This is a genomic window from Salinispora mooreana (assembly GCF_000379065.1).
In the GTDB taxonomy this organism is placed as follows: Bacteria; Actinomycetota; Actinomycetes; order Mycobacteriales; family Micromonosporaceae; genus Micromonospora; species Micromonospora mooreana.
Genome location: NZ_KB900614.1, coordinates 1780456 through 1797778, shown reverse-complemented (window position 1 = coordinate 1797778; position 17323 = coordinate 1780456). Strand labels below are relative to the sequence as shown.

At 66.5% G+C, this 17323-nt stretch carries 16 protein-coding genes and 7 pseudogenes; 14 read left to right on the top strand and 9 right to left on the bottom strand.

From position 1 onward, the window contains the following. Window positions 1-113 precede the first annotated feature (113 nt). Both SALPAC6_RS0108595 and SALPAC6_RS29665 read left to right on the top strand, forming a co-directional pair. Entirely contained in the window at window positions 114-326 is a 213-nt protein-coding gene (locus SALPAC6_RS0108595; RefSeq protein WP_223874290.1) for a hypothetical protein, read from the top strand. A gap of 123 nt (window positions 327-449) precedes the next feature. Then, window positions 450-599: a hypothetical protein gene (locus SALPAC6_RS29665; RefSeq protein WP_018253014.1), complete on the top strand. Its 150-nt coding sequence runs from the start codon at window positions 450-452 to the stop codon at window positions 597-599. A gap of 287 nt (window positions 600-886) precedes the next feature. Here the strand turns inward: SALPAC6_RS29665 and SALPAC6_RS0108580 are convergent, their stop codons facing one another. Next, entirely contained in the window at window positions 887-1609 is a 723-nt protein-coding gene (locus SALPAC6_RS0108580; protein WP_018253013.1) for a histidine phosphatase family protein, read from the bottom strand. A gap of 174 nt (window positions 1610-1783) precedes the next feature. Next, window positions 1784-2659, bottom strand: coding sequence for a phosphotransferase (locus tag SALPAC6_RS25630; RefSeq protein WP_223874289.1), 876 nt, complete (start codon window positions 2657-2659; stop codon window positions 1784-1786). A gap of 187 nt (window positions 2660-2846) precedes the next feature. Between SALPAC6_RS25630 and SALPAC6_RS27490 the strand changes: the two genes are divergently transcribed. The 3 genes from SALPAC6_RS27490 to SALPAC6_RS0108560 all read left to right on the top strand — a co-directional run bounded on the left by SALPAC6_RS27490 (window position 2847) and on the right by SALPAC6_RS0108560 (window position 4668). Then, window positions 2847-3581, top strand: a complete 735-nt coding sequence (locus SALPAC6_RS27490; protein WP_018253011.1) for a DddA-like double-stranded DNA deaminase toxin — start codon at window positions 2847-2849, stop codon at window positions 3579-3581. Further along, window positions 3581-4012 carry an Imm1 family immunity protein gene (locus tag SALPAC6_RS0108565; protein ID WP_018253010.1) on the top strand — a complete coding sequence of 144 codons (432 nt, stop codon included), beginning with the start codon at window positions 3581-3583 and terminating at the stop codon, window positions 4010-4012. Before SALPAC6_RS27490 ends, SALPAC6_RS0108565 begins: the two co-directional genes overlap by 1 nt. A 107-nt stretch (window positions 4013-4119) precedes the next feature. After that, the gene (locus tag SALPAC6_RS0108560) at window positions 4120-4668 is read left to right on the top strand and encodes a hypothetical protein (RefSeq protein WP_018253009.1); all 549 of its coding nucleotides are present in this window, start codon (window positions 4120-4122) and stop codon (window positions 4666-4668) included. On the opposite strand, the gene SALPAC6_RS0108555 is transcribed toward SALPAC6_RS0108560, so the two are convergent. Together SALPAC6_RS0108555 and SALPAC6_RS30050 are read right to left on the bottom strand one after the other, a co-directional pair. After that, on the bottom strand, window positions 4639-5502 hold the full coding sequence (locus tag SALPAC6_RS0108555) for an IS5 family transposase (protein ID WP_018253008.1): 864 nt from the start codon (window positions 5500-5502) through the stop codon (window positions 4639-4641). The two genes, SALPAC6_RS0108560 and SALPAC6_RS0108555, sit on opposite strands and share 30 nt — an antisense overlap. A 597-nt stretch (window positions 5503-6099) precedes the next feature. Next, window positions 6100-6307: pseudogene (locus tag SALPAC6_RS30050) on the bottom strand (IS701 family transposase); the annotation flags it as partial. A 68-nt stretch (window positions 6308-6375) separates the two neighbouring features. Here SALPAC6_RS30050 and SALPAC6_RS0108550 point away from each other — a divergent pair. Together SALPAC6_RS0108550 and SALPAC6_RS27485 are read left to right on the top strand one after the other, a co-directional pair. Then, on the top strand, window positions 6376-7638 hold the full coding sequence (locus tag SALPAC6_RS0108550) for an MFS transporter (protein WP_026189453.1): 1263 nt from the start codon (window positions 6376-6378) through the stop codon (window positions 7636-7638). Between the two features lie 227 nt (window positions 7639-7865). Further along, a complete protein-coding gene (locus SALPAC6_RS27485) occupies window positions 7866-8837 on the top strand; it encodes an IS630 family transposase (RefSeq protein WP_223874432.1) in 972 nt (323 codons plus the stop codon). Here the strand turns inward: SALPAC6_RS27485 and SALPAC6_RS0108540 are convergent. Further along, window positions 8828-10258, bottom strand: a pseudogene (locus SALPAC6_RS0108540) (IS1182 family transposase); the annotation flags it as partial. The gene SALPAC6_RS27485 and the pseudogene SALPAC6_RS0108540 overlap by 10 nt on opposite strands. A gap of 146 nt (window positions 10259-10404) precedes the next feature. On the opposite strand from SALPAC6_RS0108540, the pseudogene SALPAC6_RS28935 reads away from it, so the two are divergent. The 4 genes and pseudogenes from SALPAC6_RS28935 to SALPAC6_RS31195 form a co-directional block, all read left to right on the top strand. After that, window positions 10405-10608, top strand: a pseudogene (locus SALPAC6_RS28935) (IS256 family transposase); the annotation flags it as partial. 86 nt (window positions 10609-10694) lie between these two features. Next, window positions 10695-10967, top strand: a pseudogene (locus tag SALPAC6_RS0108535) (transposase); the annotation flags it as partial. 73 nt (window positions 10968-11040) lie between these two features. Beyond that, a complete protein-coding gene (locus tag SALPAC6_RS0108530; RefSeq protein ID WP_223874352.1) occupies window positions 11041-11517 on the top strand; it encodes a group II intron maturase-specific domain-containing protein in 477 nt (158 codons plus the stop codon). A 668-nt stretch (window positions 11518-12185) separates the two neighbouring features. Continuing rightward, window positions 12186-12542, top strand: coding sequence for a hypothetical protein (locus SALPAC6_RS31195; RefSeq protein WP_018253003.1), 357 nt, complete (start codon window positions 12186-12188; stop codon window positions 12540-12542). Window positions 12543-12576: 34 nt separating this feature from the next. Here SALPAC6_RS31195 and SALPAC6_RS31190 read toward each other — a convergent pair whose 3' ends face one another. Beyond that, window positions 12577-13176: a transposase gene (locus SALPAC6_RS31190; RefSeq protein ID WP_397540895.1), complete on the bottom strand. Its 600-nt coding sequence runs from the start codon at window positions 13174-13176 to the stop codon at window positions 12577-12579. A 224-nt stretch (window positions 13177-13400) separates the two neighbouring features. On the opposite strand from SALPAC6_RS31190, the pseudogene SALPAC6_RS28930 reads away from it, so the two are divergent. Continuing rightward, a pseudogene (locus SALPAC6_RS28930) lies at window positions 13401-13688 on the top strand (transposase family protein); the annotation flags it as partial. Between the two features lie 84 nt (window positions 13689-13772). On the opposite strand, the gene SALPAC6_RS29360 reads toward SALPAC6_RS28930, so the two are convergent. Further along, window positions 13773-13913, bottom strand: coding sequence for a hypothetical protein (locus tag SALPAC6_RS29360; protein ID WP_162561545.1), 141 nt, complete (start codon window positions 13911-13913; stop codon window positions 13773-13775). An 11-nt stretch (window positions 13914-13924) separates the two neighbouring features. On the opposite strand from SALPAC6_RS29360, the gene SALPAC6_RS30045 reads away from it, so the two are divergent. Then, the gene (locus SALPAC6_RS30045; RefSeq protein WP_223874353.1) at window positions 13925-14728 is read left to right on the top strand and encodes an ISAs1 family transposase; all 804 of its coding nucleotides are present in this window, start codon (window positions 13925-13927) and stop codon (window positions 14726-14728) included. On the opposite strand, the pseudogene SALPAC6_RS31185 reads toward SALPAC6_RS30045, so the two are convergent. Beyond that, window positions 14679-14812, bottom strand: a pseudogene (locus tag SALPAC6_RS31185) (IS30 family transposase); the annotation flags it as partial. The gene SALPAC6_RS30045 and the pseudogene SALPAC6_RS31185 sit on opposite strands and share 50 nt — an antisense overlap. Window positions 14813-15294: 482 nt before the next feature. After that, window positions 15295-16353, bottom strand: a pseudogene (locus SALPAC6_RS25615) (tyrosine-type recombinase/integrase); the annotation flags it as partial. 68 nt (window positions 16354-16421) lie between these two features. Between SALPAC6_RS25615 and SALPAC6_RS0108505 the strand changes: the two are divergent. After that, the coding region (locus SALPAC6_RS0108505) for an IS701 family transposase (protein ID WP_018252999.1) at window positions 16422-17323 on the top strand (902 nt) is incomplete at its 3' end.

The following is a 17323-nucleotide window of genomic DNA, read 5'->3' as shown; positions in this document are numbered from 1 at the left end:
CAATCAAACGGTCGTATGCCTCAGCGAGGCGGCTGGAAGGTCTCCTCCTTGACGCTAGGCAACGGACGCGTGGCGCGGACGCGGCGGCACCGGCGCGGCCGAGGGTGGCTGCGGTGGCGTCTGGGCTTGCCCGTGGCGTAGTGCGGGTCTTGCCGCCCGACTCGCGGTCGCGGTACGGCGACGAGTTCGCGTCGGAGTTGTATGAACTCGCTGTGGCCAAGGCGTCGTGGTGGGCGCAGCTGATGCACGGGGCGCGGTTGCTGGACCGGGCCTGGGTGCTACGCGCGGAGCTACGCCAGGCAACTGCTCGGCGGGTGCGGCCGTGACCGCGGACGCCGGCGTGTCCCGGCACCCGGGGCCGCCGTCCGCTGCGGCGGACGCGGCAGGGCGGGCCCGGCGGCGGTTGGCCGGCTGGAGTATCGCCGTCGCCATGACCGACCGTACGCTCGGTGGCCGATATCCCCGCGACCGTGGCGGTGCAGGTCTTCGGGCAGTGCGCGGCGGCCACCGCCGGCGCGACAGCGATCGGCACCATGACGGTCGCCGCGTTCGGCGCGGCCCGGGCGTTCATGCGCGACCGCGACAACCCTGAGTCATAGCCAGTGCAGCCGTGAGCAGCGGATTTGCCGCCCACGGCGACGGCCACCCCCGGCCCGTCTCCCGTGCCGACGTCATGCTCGCCTACGTCGCGGTCATCCGCGCCAAACACACCCTCGACCCCGGCGGACTGTCCTGGATCGACGACCCCCTCCGGCCTGTTCGAGGTGGTGGCGGCGGGCGGACTGCGCGGCCAGGGCCTGGGTGATCAGGTCACGGACGACCTGGTACGTGTGAATCTGTTCGGGTGGCGGCAGGGGTGTTGAGCCGGCCCAGCAGGGGTATCTAATCAGCTGAGGCGGGCATGCTGGTCCTCCTGGGTGAGGTGGGGCATGGCGGCGAACTCGACGAGGTCGAGGTGGCCGTTGGTGTGGGCGTAGCGGGTTAGTGAGGTGTTGGTGATCGGGGTGATGGCGAGGATCGCGTCGAGGTCGGCGAACGGCAACTCCTCGAGGATGTGCCGGACGGCGACGACCACGGCGTCGTGGGCCACGATCAGGACTCGCTGGCCGGGGTGGCGGGTGTTCAGGTCGGCCAGCACAGCGCGGACCCGTGCGGTGACGTCGTTGAATGTCTCGCCGCCGGGCGGCCGGTAGGCGTAGGGGCCATCGGCGGCGAGTCTGGCTGCTTCGGCGGGGAAGCGGGTGGCGATCATGGGTGGGGTCAGCAGTTCCAGGTCGCCCATGAGCCGGTCACACAGTCGGTCGTCGATGTGGGCTTGTGGGTAGCGGGTGCCGTGCGCGGCGGCGGTGTCGGTGGCCTGGGTCCAGGTTTGGCGGGCACGCAGGTAGGGGGAGCAGACGACCACGTCGGGATGCTGGTCGGCGGGTTGGGTGGCGAGCCAGCGGCCGAGGTGGGTGGCCTGCTGCCAGCCCAGCGGTGACAGTTCGATGTCGGCGTCTTGGCCGGTGAGGCCGTGGTCGTCCAGGCCACGGGCCTGGGCGTCGGCGAAGGCCGCGTTCGCGGTGCTCTGTCCGTGACGGACAATGGTCAGCTGCGAGACGGTGTCCATGGCCCCATTGTTTAGTGTCGCGCGTCAGGTAGCTGTGGTAGGACCTCTGGTGGCGCAGCCTCGACTGGAAGGGGTCGTGTTTGGTCGGGCCGCACCTGGCGAATGGTGCGAGCACACCAGCGCCGGGCTGGCCGAGTTGTTTGGCGCCGGCCGATCATCGGTGTACCGGGCGATCTAGCGAGCGGCGGTCCCCGAGTGGTTGGCGCCGTGGTCACGAAGCCGCCTCGTCTGTCGAAGGCCCTTCGGGACACGATCAAGTGCCGACCGGCCTGCGGGCCCCAGTTCGGCTTGCCGCATGGCAGACCAGGGTCCCCGTTTGGCCCTCAGCATCAAGAACAGGCACTTCATCGCGGCCAGCCCACGCGCCCGTCGGATCTTCGCCTCGTCCGCCTGGGCGTAGCTGTCGAAGAACTTCGAGGCGCCTCCCGCGGGGAGCAGCAGCCAGGTAGCCCCGAGGTCCCCCGCCGGATCGCCGGCGATGAGTGCGTCGAAGTCGACGATGTCCGCCAGCGTGCCGTCCGCTACGACGACGTTCGCGGGATGCAGGTCACCGTGCACCCATACCCGTGGTCCCGGCCACTCGGGAGTCGCCATCGCGTCGTCCCACACAGCCCGGATGTCGTTCTCGGCGAAGCCACCGAGGTCCACGGCCTGCAGAAAGTACTCGAACCCGCCCGCGCATTCCTTGGGGTGAGCGCCGAAGTCCGAGGCGTCCGGTGCGTCGGCGGGTGCCTCCACATGCAGCGCCTTGAGGAAGGCCGCCAGCATGTCGGCCGCGTGGTCGCCGCGCAGCTTGATCCAGCAGATTCGTATCCGCCCTCGGGTTCGCGGTGAACCACTGGCGTCGTGGTGCTCGGCGGCGGACTCCGGCAGCTGGCGAGCGGTGGTGGCGTAGCGGATCGTTGTCTTGGCGTCGATGCCGAAGACCGCGGCTAGGTGCAGCGGGTCGCCGCCGTGAGCCAGGGTTTCTTCGAGTTGCCGGTCGTAACGCAGAGGTTCCAGCGTGGCGGCGTGCCCGCGCCGCCCGAGGGCAGGCTGAGTCAGCAGCACGCGCTCGCAGAGTGCTGGGGCCGTACGGCCCTGGCGGGACTACTGGGCTGGCTTGTGACCTCTACCGGCAGCACCGGTCGCGTTTTCGAAAGGTACCGGTTTTCTCCGCCGGGCCGTTGAGGGCGTGTAGCGGCATCGACCGGCCGGTACGCTTTCGTTTCATGTGCTGGGGAGCCGGCCGGTGAGCATGGCCTCGGTCGCCGCCGGGCTGCGCACGGTCTTGGATGGCATCGCCCGGACACGGGCAGGGGCGGCGGCTGGTATCGAGGCGGCGGTCCGGGCCCGCGATCGGCTCGCCGCAGTGACCGCGTCCAGTCGGCATCCGCTGGTCGACCAGGCCTTGCAGCACGTCACGGCCGCGATCGAGCGTCTACAGGTGGCAGATCGGGACGCGGCTCTGGCAGCGGCTGCCCTTGTAGCGTATGGCCGTACACTCGGCATCAGCCTCTCGGCACCACCCCCAGCGTCGGCTCCGACGCGCGGCGCTGCCCCGGTGCCGTCCTGGATTCGGCAGGCCGGACAGGATCTGCCCACTCGCCCCGATGATCACGGCCCGACCCACGGCCAGGCATTCGACTCGACCGGACGCCCATTGTCGGCCGAGCCTTGGAGAAGCGGACGCAACATCGCATCTACCAGCGACCTGCGTCCGATTCCCGGGCTGAAGGGGTTTCCGTGGACGCTCACTGATCATGTGGAGTCACGCGCCGCTCAGCAGATGCGCCGTCCCGGCGCACCGTGCGAGGTCAGTCTCGTGGTCAACAAGGAGCCCTGCACGGATGACCCGTACGGTTGCGATCGGATACTGCGACACATCATCCCGGCGGGTTCGCGTCTCACGATCTACGTGCAAGATCCGAACGCTCCGGCTGGGGTGCGGACGGTCGGCCAGTACGAGGGAACCGGAAAGGGGATCGTGTAGTGAGTTACGTCGTCACGTGGGGTCGGGGTAACCGCCGGCCCGGCTCCACCATCGCGGAGGTGGACACCGCTCTCAACGACGCCGCCGCGTCCGGTGTTCCGCAGGTCGTCGGGATCTACCCGCCGCAGCACCTGGCTGGTGACGCTTCTCCTTGGGATGCACCGCTGCCGCCGGCGCTGCAGATCGGCGTGGGACATCCGGACCGGTCGTTTGTGCTCTGGCTCGGCCCCGAAGGCGGGATCGGCGTTGAGGCGGGTGCCCCGCCGTGGCCGGACGGTACCCCGGACATCGCGTTCGACTACGGCGGCGACGCCGTTTTCGCCGGCCCCGACCGAGCGCGGGTCACACCGGACACTGCTCGGCAGGCCGCTCGCGAGTTCGTCCGTACCGGCCAGCGACCGACCTGCGTGCAGTGGACAAACGAACAGTAGGTCGGTAACGGACGGCTGCGACGCTGTAGGCGGGTTCGTCGTGCGTGGGATGCCTCCGTGGGCCTCGGGCATGGTAGCGCTGGGTTTCTATACTCCCGCGCGTGGATATGGTGTCGGTGGCTGTCGCTCCGTTGGCGAAAGCGATCGTGTCGCAGGTTAGCGACAGGATTGGTAGTGCCGCGGTTCAGGGTGTTCGGGCGTTGGTGTGGGGTGACCCGGAGCGCAAGGCGTTGGAGCGGGCGCTGGGTCGGGCATTCGCCGAGGTAGGCGAGGTCCATGGTGGGGTGTTGGCGGACTTTGACGTCAATCCGGGGTTTTGGGAGCACGAGGGCGCTGCCGAGTTGTCGAAGGTGTTGGTGGCGGGGTTGACGCCGTCGGCGGCGAGGTTGGCCGAACGCGCGGTCGACTCGTTGGGCCGTGCGCGGTCGGATGATGAACGGCTTGATCGGATCTATCGGCTGCGGCCGGTGTTCGCGGCGGTGTTGGCGGTGTTGGCAGAGGGGGTTCGCGGGGAGGCTGCGCTGCACCCGGTGTTGGGCCGTGCGGATGCGGCCCGGGCAGGCGCGTCGACTGTGGCGATAGCGGAGGCGATGGGCGCTACCCCGGCGTCTGAGAGGACGTCTGATTCACGTATTTTGTGTGTGTTGTGGTTGTAGTGGTTCTCGCCAGGTTGGGGTGGTTTCGGCGGTGAGGCGTTTGGCGAGGTTGTCGATCATGGCGAGGGTGATCATGCTGGCGGAGTTGTCGGGTCGTGCTTCGTAGTCGCGGACGAGTCGGCGGTGGTGCATGAGCCAGCCGATGGTGCGTTCGACGACCCATCGCCGTTTGACCACGCTGAAGCCTTTGGCTTGGGGGTTTTTGGTGACGGTCTCGACGTCGACGCCGAGGGCGGCGCCGTGTTCGACGACGCGGTTTGTGAAGCCGGCGTCGACCCAGGTTTTGGTGAGGGTGGGGTGGGTGGTGGTGGCCTGGTTGAGCAGGTTGATGCCGATGGTGTTGTCGCTGGCGCTTGCGGCGGTGACGGTGACGGCGAGGAGGAGGCCGAGGGTGTCGGTGATGATGCCGCGTTTGCGGCCGACGATTTTCTTTCCGGCGTCTGGGCCCTGTGTGGATAGTGGGACGTTGGTGGAGGTCTTCACGCTCTGGCTGTCCATGATGGAGGCTGTTGGTGTGATGGTGCGGCCGTGGTGGTCGCGGACGAGGCCGGTGAGCTGGTAGTTGAGTTCGGTGAAGATGCCTTCTTTGCTCCAGGCGGCGAAGTAGCCGTAGACGGTGCGGTATGGCGGGAAGTCGTGGGGTAGGTAGCGCCAGGCGATGCCGGTGCGGTTGATGTAGAGGATGGCGTTGAAGATGTCGCGCAGGTCGTGGGTGGGGGTACGTCCGCTGACGCCGGCGTCGGTGCGGGCTTGCCGCCAGGCGGTTAGGCGGGGTGCGATGAGGGCCCAGCGGGCGTCGGACAGGTCGGACGGGTAGGGGCGCCGTTCGGTCATGAAGCAGGCGTACGGTGTCGGGGCCTCGACCTGGCGGACGTCATGTCCGTCGGTGCGGGATGAAAGTGAACCAGACACGATCCCGGGGCGATATCCGCTGAAACCGGGTAGGCCTATGTCCACCGATATGTTTTCTTTCTAGGTCGGGTCGGGCATCTCGCGCTACCGAGGTCGAGGCGCGAATCGGCCATTACCGGCCCGAAGATGAAGCAAACGTCCAGTCAGAGGACGTTTCAATAGCTCTTGACAGTTTATGAGGAATTTGTCCCTAGCGGCTTATGCTGCTTTGGCGCCGATAGTGACCGTTTTGAGTCAGCGAAGCAGGCTGAACGGCGTCCATTTGGAGTGGAAACTGACCTTCCTTTCCGTCCGGTCTAGAAAAGTCAGGCTCGGACGCCTCCGCGTAGGGCGTGACCGGCCACAATCGGGCATTCCGCCTTGACCTAGGCACCGAGCCGCCAGGATAGGGCCGACGAAACATCGGCAAATCACCTTAAAGCGGAAACATGAATGCCTATCAAACGTCCTCTCAAGGGACCAGGTAACGGGCAGGCATCCCATGGACCACGGCGGGCCGTTCGGGACTCATTAGGTAACGGGGCGTATGTGTAGGGCGAGGAAGTGTCCGGACAGTGCGCCTGCGGGCTGGGCGGGGGCGTGGTCGGCCGCAGGGAGCCTCGTGCGCCATGCACCAGCCGGGTGTCGGAGTCGTGGGCGAGGGCAAGGTTCTTGAGGGTGCGGGCCGGCTGTAGGTACTACGGGGTGGGCGCTTGCCGACTCCGGCGTAGGGGACCTGCACGTGCTGGCTGGGGTCAGTCTGTGATCTAACTCACGCATGCGACGAGGTTCTGCTCGTCACTAACATCAAATGATGTGACCGGAATATCGACAGAGAAGAGCAACCCGACCACCGTAGAGCCACCGGTACGTCCACTCTCCCGGAATCAGGATTTCATAGTTCTGTGGGTAGGGCAAGCGATCTCCAGTCTGGGTAGCGCCATCTCGTCCGTAAGCTTTGTCTTGCTTACATTGGCTATCACCGGGTCTGCTGCACGCGCGGGGCTTGTCGCGTCGGTTGGTGCCATTACCGCACTGGCGTGTAGGCTGCCGGCAGGGCTATTGGCAGATCATTTCGACCGTCGGCGTATCATGATAGCGGCGGACCTGGGGCGCGCGTCTGCATTGGGTAGTTTAGTCATCGCCGGTATTGTTGGTCAGGTTACCTTCTCCCACATCCTCCTCGCCGCCGCATTGGAAGCAGCATTGAGCAGTTGTTTCCAGCCTGCAGAAATAGCAGCCTTGCGCCATGTGGTAGCAAGGGAACAGCTGACTCAGGCCGCTGCGCGAAACGAATCTCGCATGCATTTCGCTACGCTGGTTGGACCGGCACTTGGCGGCATGCTCTTCGGCGTTGGTAGAATGGTGCCGTTCCTGGTGGATGCCGTGTCCTACCTAATGTCCGCCGTCGGGTTGACTTTGATCAAGCGACCCCTACAGAACGGGCGAGAGCGCACTTCGCAGCGAGACCGTGGATTCGTAAGCGCAGGTCTGCGTTGGCTCTGGCGAGAGCGATTTGTGCGTGGCGCGGTGCTCTGGTTTGCTGGCGTGACCTTCGTCTTCCAGTCGATCGGGCTGGTCTGCGTCATGCTGGCCGAGCGGCACGGTGCCAGCCCTGCGGCCACGGGACTGTTGTTTTCGATCACCAGCGCGGGCGGGCTGATGGGTGCGTTGGCCGCGCCCCGACTAGTGGCGCGATTCCGGCCGCGAACGCTGATTTCGGCGTTCGGTTGGGTCGCAGCGACGGTGACCCCGCTGTTGGCAGTGGCCAACTCCGCTTATCTTATCGGTCTCATCGGTGCGGTCGCCTTCTTCCTCGGACCCGCCGCCAACGCCTCGATTGTCGGTTATATACTTACCTCTGCGGATCCCGCGATTCAGGGACGGGTGAGTTCCGCCGTCCATTTCGTTGGCGGAAGTTTGCTACCGGTGGCACCCGCGTTCGCCGGCGCAATGATCCAATGGATCGATGTGGTCCCAACCGTACTGCTGTATTCGTCAATACTAATCGCCCTTGCAGCCTTCGTGACGATTGCACGTAGCCTTGGGGTTCGCCATGATGAACGGCATCATAACTGAGCCTTTGGTGCGGTCGTCGCCTCAGAGGGGAATTTTATTTATACCTTTTGTGCCTACCTCGCGCCTTCAGTAGGGGCATCTGATGAAGGGCGGGGGCGACCGCGAAATTGCCTTCTGATCTGGGATGATCTAGTGCTTCGTCTTTGAACGTTGATCGGGTAGTGCTTCGGTTCTGGGGGTGGGTCAGGCAAGCTGTCTCCCAGTGCTCGTGTGGGAGGTGGTGGCCGGTGGGTAGAAGGCCGGAAGTGTTCGTCCGGCAGGTGTCGATGGCCGAGGGCCAGCGGTTGCAGCAGATCAGCCGGACGGCGAAGGATCCGGTGAAGCTGCGGCGGGCGATCGTGGTGCTGATGTCGGCTCAGGGCCAGCCGGCGCCGGACATTGCCCACCTGTTCAGGGCCAGCGAGGACTACGTCCGCGATGTGATCCACGCGTTCAACGAGCGGGGGTTCGACGCGCTGAACCCAAAATGGAGCGGGGGCGCACCGAGACGGATCGATGAGCAGACCCGCGACTGGATCTGCGTCATCGCCCGGTGTGACCCCCGTTTCCTCGGCCAGCCATTCTCGGGCTGGTCCCTGGCCAAACTGCGCGAGGATCTCATCGCCACCGGCTTCGCCACCACGATCAGTGTCGAGACCGTGCGCCGTGTCCTGCACGAACGTGGCGTGTCATGGCAGGCCACCAAGACCTGGAAAGCCAGCACCGACCCCGACTTCACCACCAAGATGCGCCGGATCCTTCACCTCTACGACCACCCGCCGCCAGGCGGACGTGCGCTGTGCGTAGACGAGTTCGGGCCGCTGAACCTGCAACCCCGCCCCGGCCGGGCCTGGCGACCCCGGGCACACCCCGTGCGACTACGCGCCACCTACACCCGCGACCACGGCGTACGACACATGATCGCCGCCCTCGACCTGGCCACCGGAAGGCTGCACCACCGCATCCGCGACCGCAAACGCTGGCGCGAGTTCCTGACCTTCCTGAAGACCCTACGCACCCGCTGGCCCGACCAGAAGCTGTACCCGATCGAGCAGACGCCGCTGGCGAATTGTGTTGATTATGCGGTGGCGAGTGTGGCCAGGTGGGACCCGCGGGTGCGGCCCAGCGGTTTGCCGGCCAGCGAGGCGTCCATGCGGGTGAGGTTGACCGCGGTGGCGATGAGGATGTTCTGCACGCGGGTTTTGGCGTGTCCGTTGTAGCGGCATCTTCGTAGACCGAAGGCGCGTACGGCTTGGGAGATCGTGCCCTCGATACCTGATCTGGTCGCGTAGCGTCTGTGCCAGTGCTCGGTTTGCTGGTCTGCACGCAGCGAACGGAGTAGTTCATGCTGCTCGCGGGGTCGCAGGGTGATGGTGCGGGCGGCGGTCTTGGCGCGTGTGCAGCGGGAGCGCACCGGGCAGGGTGTGCAGTCGGTCATGCTGAAGGTGAACATCACGCGGGGTTTGCCGTGCCGGTCGAGCGCAGCGCCTGACCAGATGTTGCGGTGTCCCTGTGGGCAGGCGGCGGTCAGAGTGTCCCAGTCGACGGCGAACGCGTCGGTGTCGAAGGCGTCGGGGTTCTTGCTCTGCCACTGGTTTCCGTGGCCGACCGGACCGGTCAACTCGATGTCGTATCGATCCCGCGCGTCGAGGATCGCGTCGGCGGTGACGTAGGCGGAGTCGGCCAAGTGCTCGGCCGGGGCCAGGCCGCGCTTGGTCAGGGACTCATGCACGCGTGCGGTGGTGTCGATGTCGGCCTCGGTGGCCGGCACGGTGTCCACGTAGGTGATCAAGTGCGGGAGGTCATCGTCGCAGGTCTCACAGATCTGGACCTTGTAACCGTTCCAGCTGGTGCCCCGTTTGACGCTGTAGCGTGCGTCGAGGTCATACGGTGAGGTGATCGCGATCGCGCCGGGTGGACGGCCATGGTTTTCGCGCGTGCGCCAGTGCACGCCGTCAGAGTCGCGGTAGTACTGCTGGACCCAGATCGCCCACAGCCTGTCCACCGCCGGTAGCGACTTGACGAACACCGGCGCGTCGGCACGCCCTGCCCGTTCCAGCACCATGACACCATCGGCGCCGACGCGCAGGGCGAGTTCGAGACGTTCGGATTCGGCCTTGGGCAGCCGGTAGGCGTCAACCCGCGGACCGTAACGGGTGAACCAGTCGCCGGGTGCTACGGAGCGCAGCCAGTCCGGGGCGGTTGCGGCGATGGCCTCCAGCGCCCCGCGTAGCGTCTCACCGACTAGCTCGAGGCGTTCCAGGCTGCGGATCGCGCCAAGCACATGGGTCGAGTCGGTACGTGCTCGTCCACCCGCAGTGAGCAGGTCCACTGCCTTGAGCCGGTCGAGCACCGAGTCGAACAGCAGCGCCTCTACACAGCCGGAATCGACCAGACGACCCCGAAACTCCGACAGCACCGACGAGTCGAATCCCTGATCAGTCAGTTCCAGTCCCAGAAGGTACTTCCAGTCGACCCGACCACGAACCGCATCAGCGGCCTGCGCATCGGTCAGCCCCTCGACGAACTGCAGAACACTGACGATCGCCAGCATTCCCGGCGATTCAGCTGGTCGCCCACGTCCGGAGAACAGGCCGGCGAACGCCTCGTCGGTAAACAGCGGACCGAGCACGTCGCGCATCCGCAAGCAAAACGTCGCGTTCGGGAACGCCGCCCGCGCCACCCGCGCGGTCTCCACAGGTACCCCACGATCCGCGCGCGGCCGCAACGACATCCCACCACTCCAGCCCATCGAATCCTGCCGTCCGTGGCAACAGCCTCCGGACCCAAAGCCAGTCAGCCCGGCAGCGACACGCGACCAATTCGCCAGCGGAGTCCGAGCAGGCCGCGTTGAAGTGTCTGTACCTGGTGACTCGCTCCCTGGACCCCACCGGAGCAGGCAGAACCCGATGGACGATGCGCTGGAAACCCGCGTTGAACGCCTTCGCCATCACCTTCAGCGACCGCTTCCCAGCCGCTGAAACCTACTAACCAAGATCGCCGGAAACACCGCTAGCGAGACAGCCCCTTTGTTGCCGGTGACCACGGTGCTCGGCCAGGCGCTGCCGGAGTTTGTGCTGGACATCGACGCGACGATCGTGCTGGCGCACTCGGAGAAGGAAGCAGCTGCGCCGACCTGGAAACACTCGTTCGGCTACCACCCGCTGCTGTGCTTCCTCGACGCCACCGGTGAGGCCCTGGCCGGGATGCTGCGCCCGGGTAACGCCGGCAGCAACACTGCCGCCGACCACGTCACCGTCCGGGACCATGCCCTGCGGCAGATTCCCGAGGCGCACTGCTACGGCAGCCCGAGCCTCATCCGGTCCGACTCGGCGGGTAGCAGCGAAGCCGCCCTCGGGCGGTTGACCGAGCTGCTGGCCGACCTTGGGCTTGCTTGACCCTAAGGCGGCAAAGACCCGCATCGTGCATCTGCAGGTCCGTGGGGAAGGCGTGGACTTTCTCGGCTTCCACCACCGGCTGGTGCGCGCGTGGGCGCGGACCGGTGCAAAGCAGGTCACCTTCTTGGCCCGTTGGCCCGCGAACAAGGCCATGCAGCACGCCCGAGATCGGATCCGGCAGGTGACCGACCGGTCCCGGCTGTTGCTGCCCGTGGAGTGGGTCGTCCAGGACATCAATCTGTTCCTGCGCGGCTGGGCCGGGTACTTCAAGTACGGCAACTCGGCCCGACACTTCGGCAAGATCAGGGACTACGCGAAGATGCGGCTGGCGATCGTGCTGCGGAAGCGGCACAAACGTAGCCGCGAGTTCGGGTGGTCGGTCGTGGCCTACTCCGGCAACGAGCTGGGCCTGATCGGGCTTGTGGGAACCGTCGTCGCACCGAGGCCCTTCAAGCCTTGGCTGCGGGACAGACCGAATGCCGGCGGTGAACGACGTCGGTGAGCCGTGTGCGGGAAACCGCACGCACGGTTCGAAGCGGCGGGAGCTGGAAACGGAGCACCCTGGACACGGTCACGGCAGTGGGACAACCGGGCGGGAAACCACCGGCACTCAAAGGCTGCCGGACCTGCATCCAGAACGCGCCACCGCGCCAGCTCCCGACCCTACATCTGGGGGCCTGTCATAGATGTTGGTCGATGATTTGGTTTGGGGCTGGTTGGCCGGGTTCGCTGGCATGCTGATGGCCCGGTGCTGGGCCGGGTTCCTCCGTGCTGTGGGTCGAGGCGTGAGATTTCGGGGTCAGCCGGCGGGTCGGGGTAGTGCGGCGAGGCGGTTGAATGCCCTGGTCCGGGCGTCGGTCCACGGTCAGTCGGCGGTGATGGCGAGTCGGGTCCGGCGGGCGGTGCGGGTGAGGCGTGCCGCGACGTGCAGGAGCCGGTAGCGCAGTTTCTTCGGTTCCGTGCGGGCGAGGTTACCGTGCAGGAGCAGGGTTTGGGATCAGGTCGATGCCGGTCAGCGCGAGGTGGGGAGCCAGGCTTGGTTGGTCGCGAAGATGCGGGCCGGGAATCGGCCGAAGCCGGTGTTCTTGCCGCAGCGGATGCGGTCCTCGACGTGGGCGTGAGCGCGGTGGCGGGCCTCCAGGTACTGGATCGATCCCGCGCCGATGGGGGGTGTCGGTTGTCGGTGGCGACGACCTGGTGCCGCCAGCCTTCGACGGTGTCGAACAAGGTCAGTTGGGCGCCGGGGTGCGGGCGTTCGCGGCGGACCAGGAGTCGGGTGCCGGTAGGCCATCCGGCGGCGTCGATGAGGCCGGTGATCTCGCAGACCTCCGCGTGTTGGCGCAGGTCACCGTCGGTGTCGACGGCGGGGACCCAGCCGGTCGCAGTGGTGATGGCGGCCCGAATGGGTTCGGTGTTCGCGGCGCCGACGGAGAACCGGATGTCCAGGTGGTGCTGCTCGCGCAGGGATCGGATGTGGGCGAGGAAGCCGTGGCTGGGGCCGGCCGAATCACTGCGCAGCAGGATTAGGGTGCCGTGCCGGTGGGCGTCGGGGATCTGGGCCTCATCGAGGACGGTGATGTGGTCGGCGGTGGTGTTTGACCCCGGCTCGGCCTTCGCATAGCAGGCCGGCGAGGGCTTCGCCGGTGTTGTCCAGGAAGCACAGCAGCGGGTGGTAGCCGAAGGTCTTCTTCCAGGTGCGGGTCGCCGATTCCTTCTCGGAGTGGCAGATCACGATCGTCGCGTCGATGTCCAGGATCAGACCCTCGACTTGCCGGCCGGCCACCATCGGGTGCGGCAGGTCACCGCGGACCTCGGCATGCCGGGCCCGGCGATTTCGCGGGCTCGGGCACGGGCGGCCCGTAACCCCGGCCAATAGGCTCTCGTCCAGCCGCGACAACAGCCGCCACGCGGTCGGGTCAGAGGCGACCGGCCCGAACAAGCCCGGCTGGTCGCGCAGCACCGCCAGATCCACGGCGATCCGACCCGGGTCGTGCCCGCCCTGCCTCTGCCGCAGCCCCGCCAAGGCCTCACTAAACACGCTGGTCAGCCCAGTAGCGTCGGCCAAGCCAGCGAGCAGCCGGGTACCGACGTGACCCACCACGCCCGCCCACCACCGGTCACCATGATCTTCGGACATGTTGCGGTAAACTTCACCCAGCAAGTGCCTTCCGTGACAGGAACATGGGACTCTCGACAAGCCCTATCTTCCCAGATCAGAAGGCACTTCTTCGTTCTCAGCCCAGCCCCAGGGCCCCGGCAAAGTCGGGGGTGCCGGGCTTGAGGTGGTTGGTGTAGACGCGCCCTTGCTGGTGGTAGCAGGGCGGGCATGACCGGTTCAGATGATCATTGAGGTTCCTACGCCTTATCGATCGTCCGAAGTGAGCCATGCCCGCTTTGCCATCATCGCTGATCTCGTCCGTGTCCGACGCACCGGCTGTCACCGTGCACGAAGCCGCTGCTGGGCTGCCCGCTGCGTTGACAGGTCTGCCGGATCCTCGCGCCCGTCGCGGCGTCCGGCACCGGTTGACCGTGGTGGTGACCGCAGCGGTCTGTGCTGTGGTGGCCGGCTACCGCTCCTACACCGCGATCGCCGAGTGGATCGCTGATGTCCCCGCTGCGACCATCGTTGCGTTAGGTATCGCCCCGGACCGGCGCCCGTCGGAGGCGATGATCCGCCGGTTGTTGCAAGCCTTGGACCCGGACCTGCTCACCGCGGCCGTCAGCGGCTGGCTGGCCACCCGGGCCATGGCGACATCGTCAGCCCAGCGGCGGGCGATCGCCGTGGACGGCAAGACCCTGCGCGGCTCCCGCACCTGTGACATCGCCGCCCAGGATGATGGCAAAGCGGGCATGGCTCACTTCGGACGATCGATAAGGCGTAGGAACCTCAATGATCATCTGAACCGGTCATGCCCGCCCTGCTACCACCAGCAAGGGCGCGTCTACACCAACCACCTCAAGCCCGGCACCCCCGACTTTGCCGGGGCCCTGTTCAGGCCCTGGACCCGGACCAGCTCACCAGGGCGATCGGTGTCTGGCTCGCCGCACGGTCGGCGACTGCGCCGTCAACGGCGTGGCGGGCGATCACCGTGGATGGTAAGACCCTGCGCGGCTCCCGCACCACCGATACCGCAGCCCGGCATGTTCTCGCGGCCTGCGACCAGGTCACCGGTGTGGTCCTGGCCAGCACCGATGTGGACGGCAAGACCAATGAGATCACCCGGTTCGCACCGCTGCTCGACCAGATCGGCGACCTGCGCGACACCGTGATCACCGCCGACGCCCTGCACTGCCAACGCGATCACGTCGCCTACCTCGCCGAGCGCGGTGCGCACTGGATCCTGACCGTCAAGGCCAACCACCAAGATCAATCACAAAATATGTGCCAGAGCCAAATTTCAGCCGGCGTTGACAACGCGCGGGGGTCTTCCCATCAACGCAAGCACGCCCACCGACAGGATGGTCTCGTCCCCGCACGAGCGGGGGTCTTCCGCTCGGGAAATGACGCAGGATCTCGACGCTCCGCTCGTCCCCGCACGCGCGGGGGTATTCCCATGTCCAGGGCGATACTCATCCCGAGTGCGGTCTCGTGGTCGGCTCCGCCTGAAAGATGCCCCCGTGGTTCCGGGCGGATTCAAGCAGTCGTCGCAACGGTGACGATTGTCAGGGTGCCAGAGCGGTATGCAAGACGTCGGCCGGGGTGCGCCAGTTGAGGGTCTTGCGGGGCCGGTTGTTGAGGCGTTGCTCGACGGCGTGGAGATCGGCCGGGTGTGCTGCGATAGATCCGCGTACTTGGGGAGGGCGGGTTTAACCGGTCGTCGCCGTACGGCGATGGTAGGTCGTCTGATGGCCGATGCGCATCAGTCATCGTCCGGGAGGACTCTGCCATAAGCCAGCGGGAGACTTTGCTCTGGCCTCTCCCCGGTCGTCCATGCTCGATGACCACGCCACGGCTTGCGAGCTCTGCTCGTGGCGACGGACATCTCGGTGGCGGGGATGGGCGCGGTGGAACCCTGATGGTGGGTCTGCCGGCCCCCGTTTACCCCCCGAAAACCCCGGCCAGGAGCTGACGAACAGTGACCAGGAGGAACAAGTATCTGACCGTGCTGGTGCAGCTCAGGGCTTACTCGCGACAAGCGATGACATGCCCGGTGTGACTACGGTTGGTAACAAGGGGTCGTCGGTTCGAATCCGGCCGTCCCGACACAGGTCAGAGGCCATCCGGGATCTTCCGGATGGCCTCTTTCGATCTTGTACAGCAGTGAAGTACAGCAACGGGTCATTGATCGAGGCTCTGACCGAGCTTCCGCAGGGCTTCCCGGGTGGTCTTGGATGAGACCTGGCTGTAGATCTCCATCGTGATGGAGAAGTCGGCGTGCCTGAGGATCGCCATCGCGACCCGGGGGTGCACGTCCAAGTCGACCAGGAGCGAGCCGCACGTACGCCGTGCGTCGTGGACGGTGATCTTCGGAAGGTCGGCGCGCGCGATGCGGCTGTCGTAGGAGCGGTTGAAGTTGCGTGGCTCGACGGGCAGCCCGAAGCGGGTCGTGAAGATCATGCCCGTGTCATGCCATGCCTCACCGGCTTTCTCCTGGGCGGCCTCCTGTTGCTGGTGGCGGTGTCGTAGCGCGGTAACGCAGATCGCCGGCAACGGTAGGGGAGCGTCGGACTCCTCAGTCTTGGTAGCGCGGTGCAGCAATTTCCCGCGTACCCGCTGGAGCTGCTTGTCGACGGTGAGGCCGATGTCGTGGTTGTCGCGGCAGTGCTCGCAGTACGCCTCGCCATGTGGAGGGCAAGGCTTGTTCCAGCCGTCCCACTCGATGTGCTCCCAGGCGAGCCCGAGGACTTCGCCCTTGCGGAGTCCGAGCACGAGGACCAGGACGTAGGCGGCGTAAAGGTAGTCGTTCCCGTCGCGGGACGATTCGAGGAACGCGCGGGCCTGCTCACTGTTCCACGACTTTCCCTTGCGGTTGCGGATCGGTGGCAGCTTCACCAGGGCTGCCACGTTCTTGGCGAGCAACTCCTCGACGACAGCCTGAGCGAGCGCCGAACGGAGAACAGCACGGATTCCCTTGACTGTCCGGGCTGAGGGAAGGTCTTGACAACACCGACTCACCGCGCAGCACTTCTGTTTCTTTGGTGGCCGCCGTTCATCTTTTCCCTGGGTGCAGCACTGGCAGGTCTTCGCGACCTTGTTCAGCCAGGTTTGCACGTCCCGGACGGATAACCGGGCATCGAGGCGCTTGGTGCCGAGGCCGGGAACGATGTAGAGGCGGGACAACGTTTCGTAGGTGGCGTAGGTCAGCGGGGCGAGGTTCGGTTCCACGATCTCGGCTAGTAGTGCTTTGTTAGGTCGTTGTGGCGTGTCGCTTGTGTGAGCATGGTGGCGGTGTTTGGCTGCGGTGCGTGGATGAGCGGGAACTCGCCCGGGTGCGGGGGCGGTTGGAGGACTTCGCGGCGGGGATCTTCGCGGGGTTGCGGCGGTCGGATCAGCGGGCGACGGGTCTGCGGTATCTGCGGGGGTTGATGCTGGATGGCCGGCGGAAGTCGATGCAGCCGATGGCGCAGCGGCTCGGGGTGGATCATCAGCAGTTGCAGCAGTTCCTGACCTCGTCCACCTGGGATGTCGGCGGTGTGCGGCGGCGGCTGGCCACGGCCGCGGTCGAGGTGGTGGCGCCTGAGGTGTGGGTGGTCGACGACACTGGATTCCCGAAGGACGGCAAGGCCTCGGCGTGTGTGGCCCGGCAGTACTCCGGCACCCTGGGAAAGGTCGCCAACTGCCAGATCGCCGTCACGGTTCACGCGGCGACTGACACGGCGTCGGCGGTACTGAACTGGCGGTTGTTCCTCCCGGAGTCCTGGGATGAGGGCTGCGTGCCCGGCCCGGACGGCAAGCCCGCCAACGTGCACGCCCGCAGACTGCGCCAGCAGCCGGTCACCCTCGATGCGGCCGGGGCGAAGAAGCCACACACCCGGGTGCGGCTGCCGCCCGCTGAGCAGATCGCGCAGATCCGCCGCCGGCGGGCGGCATCCAAGGTCCCCGACACCGAGCGGTACCGGCCGAAGTGGCTGATGGCCCTGGAGATGCTCGACGAGCTGGCCCAGTGGGGACTACGTCCGCCGCTGCTGACCGCCGACGCCGGCTACGGCCAGGTCGCCGAGTTTCGCCAGGGCCTGACCGAACGCGGTATCGGCTACATCGTGGCCACCACGTCGTCGACCACCGCGCAACCCGGCGACGCCCAACCGGTGCAGGTCCCCTACGCCGGTGTCGGCAAGCATCCCGCACCGCGCTACCCCCACCCGGC

Excerpts from the sequence above, each read along its gene's own strand:
- SALPAC6_RS27490 (WP_018253011.1), top strand. The coding sequence starts at position 2,847 with ATGGCCTCGGTCGCCGCCGGGCTGCGCACGGTCTTGGATGGCATCGCC.
- SALPAC6_RS0108555 (WP_018253008.1), bottom strand. The coding sequence starts at position 5,502 with ATGACCGAACGGCGCCCCTACCCGTCCGACCTGTCCGACGCCCGCTGG.
- SALPAC6_RS0108580 (WP_018253013.1), bottom strand. The coding sequence starts at position 1,609 with ATGGACACCGTCTCGCAGCTGACCATTGTCCGTCACGGACAGAGCACC.
- SALPAC6_RS0108560 (WP_018253009.1), top strand. The coding sequence starts at position 4,120 with ATGGTGTCGGTGGCTGTCGCTCCGTTGGCGAAAGCGATCGTGTCGCAG.
- SALPAC6_RS29360 (WP_162561545.1), bottom strand. The coding sequence starts at position 13,913 with ATGATCATTGAGGTTCCTACGCCTTATCGATCGTCCGAAGTGAGCCAT.
- SALPAC6_RS30045 (WP_223874353.1), top strand. The coding sequence starts at position 13,925 with ATGCCCGCCCTGCTACCACCAGCAAGGGCGCGTCTACACCAACCACCT.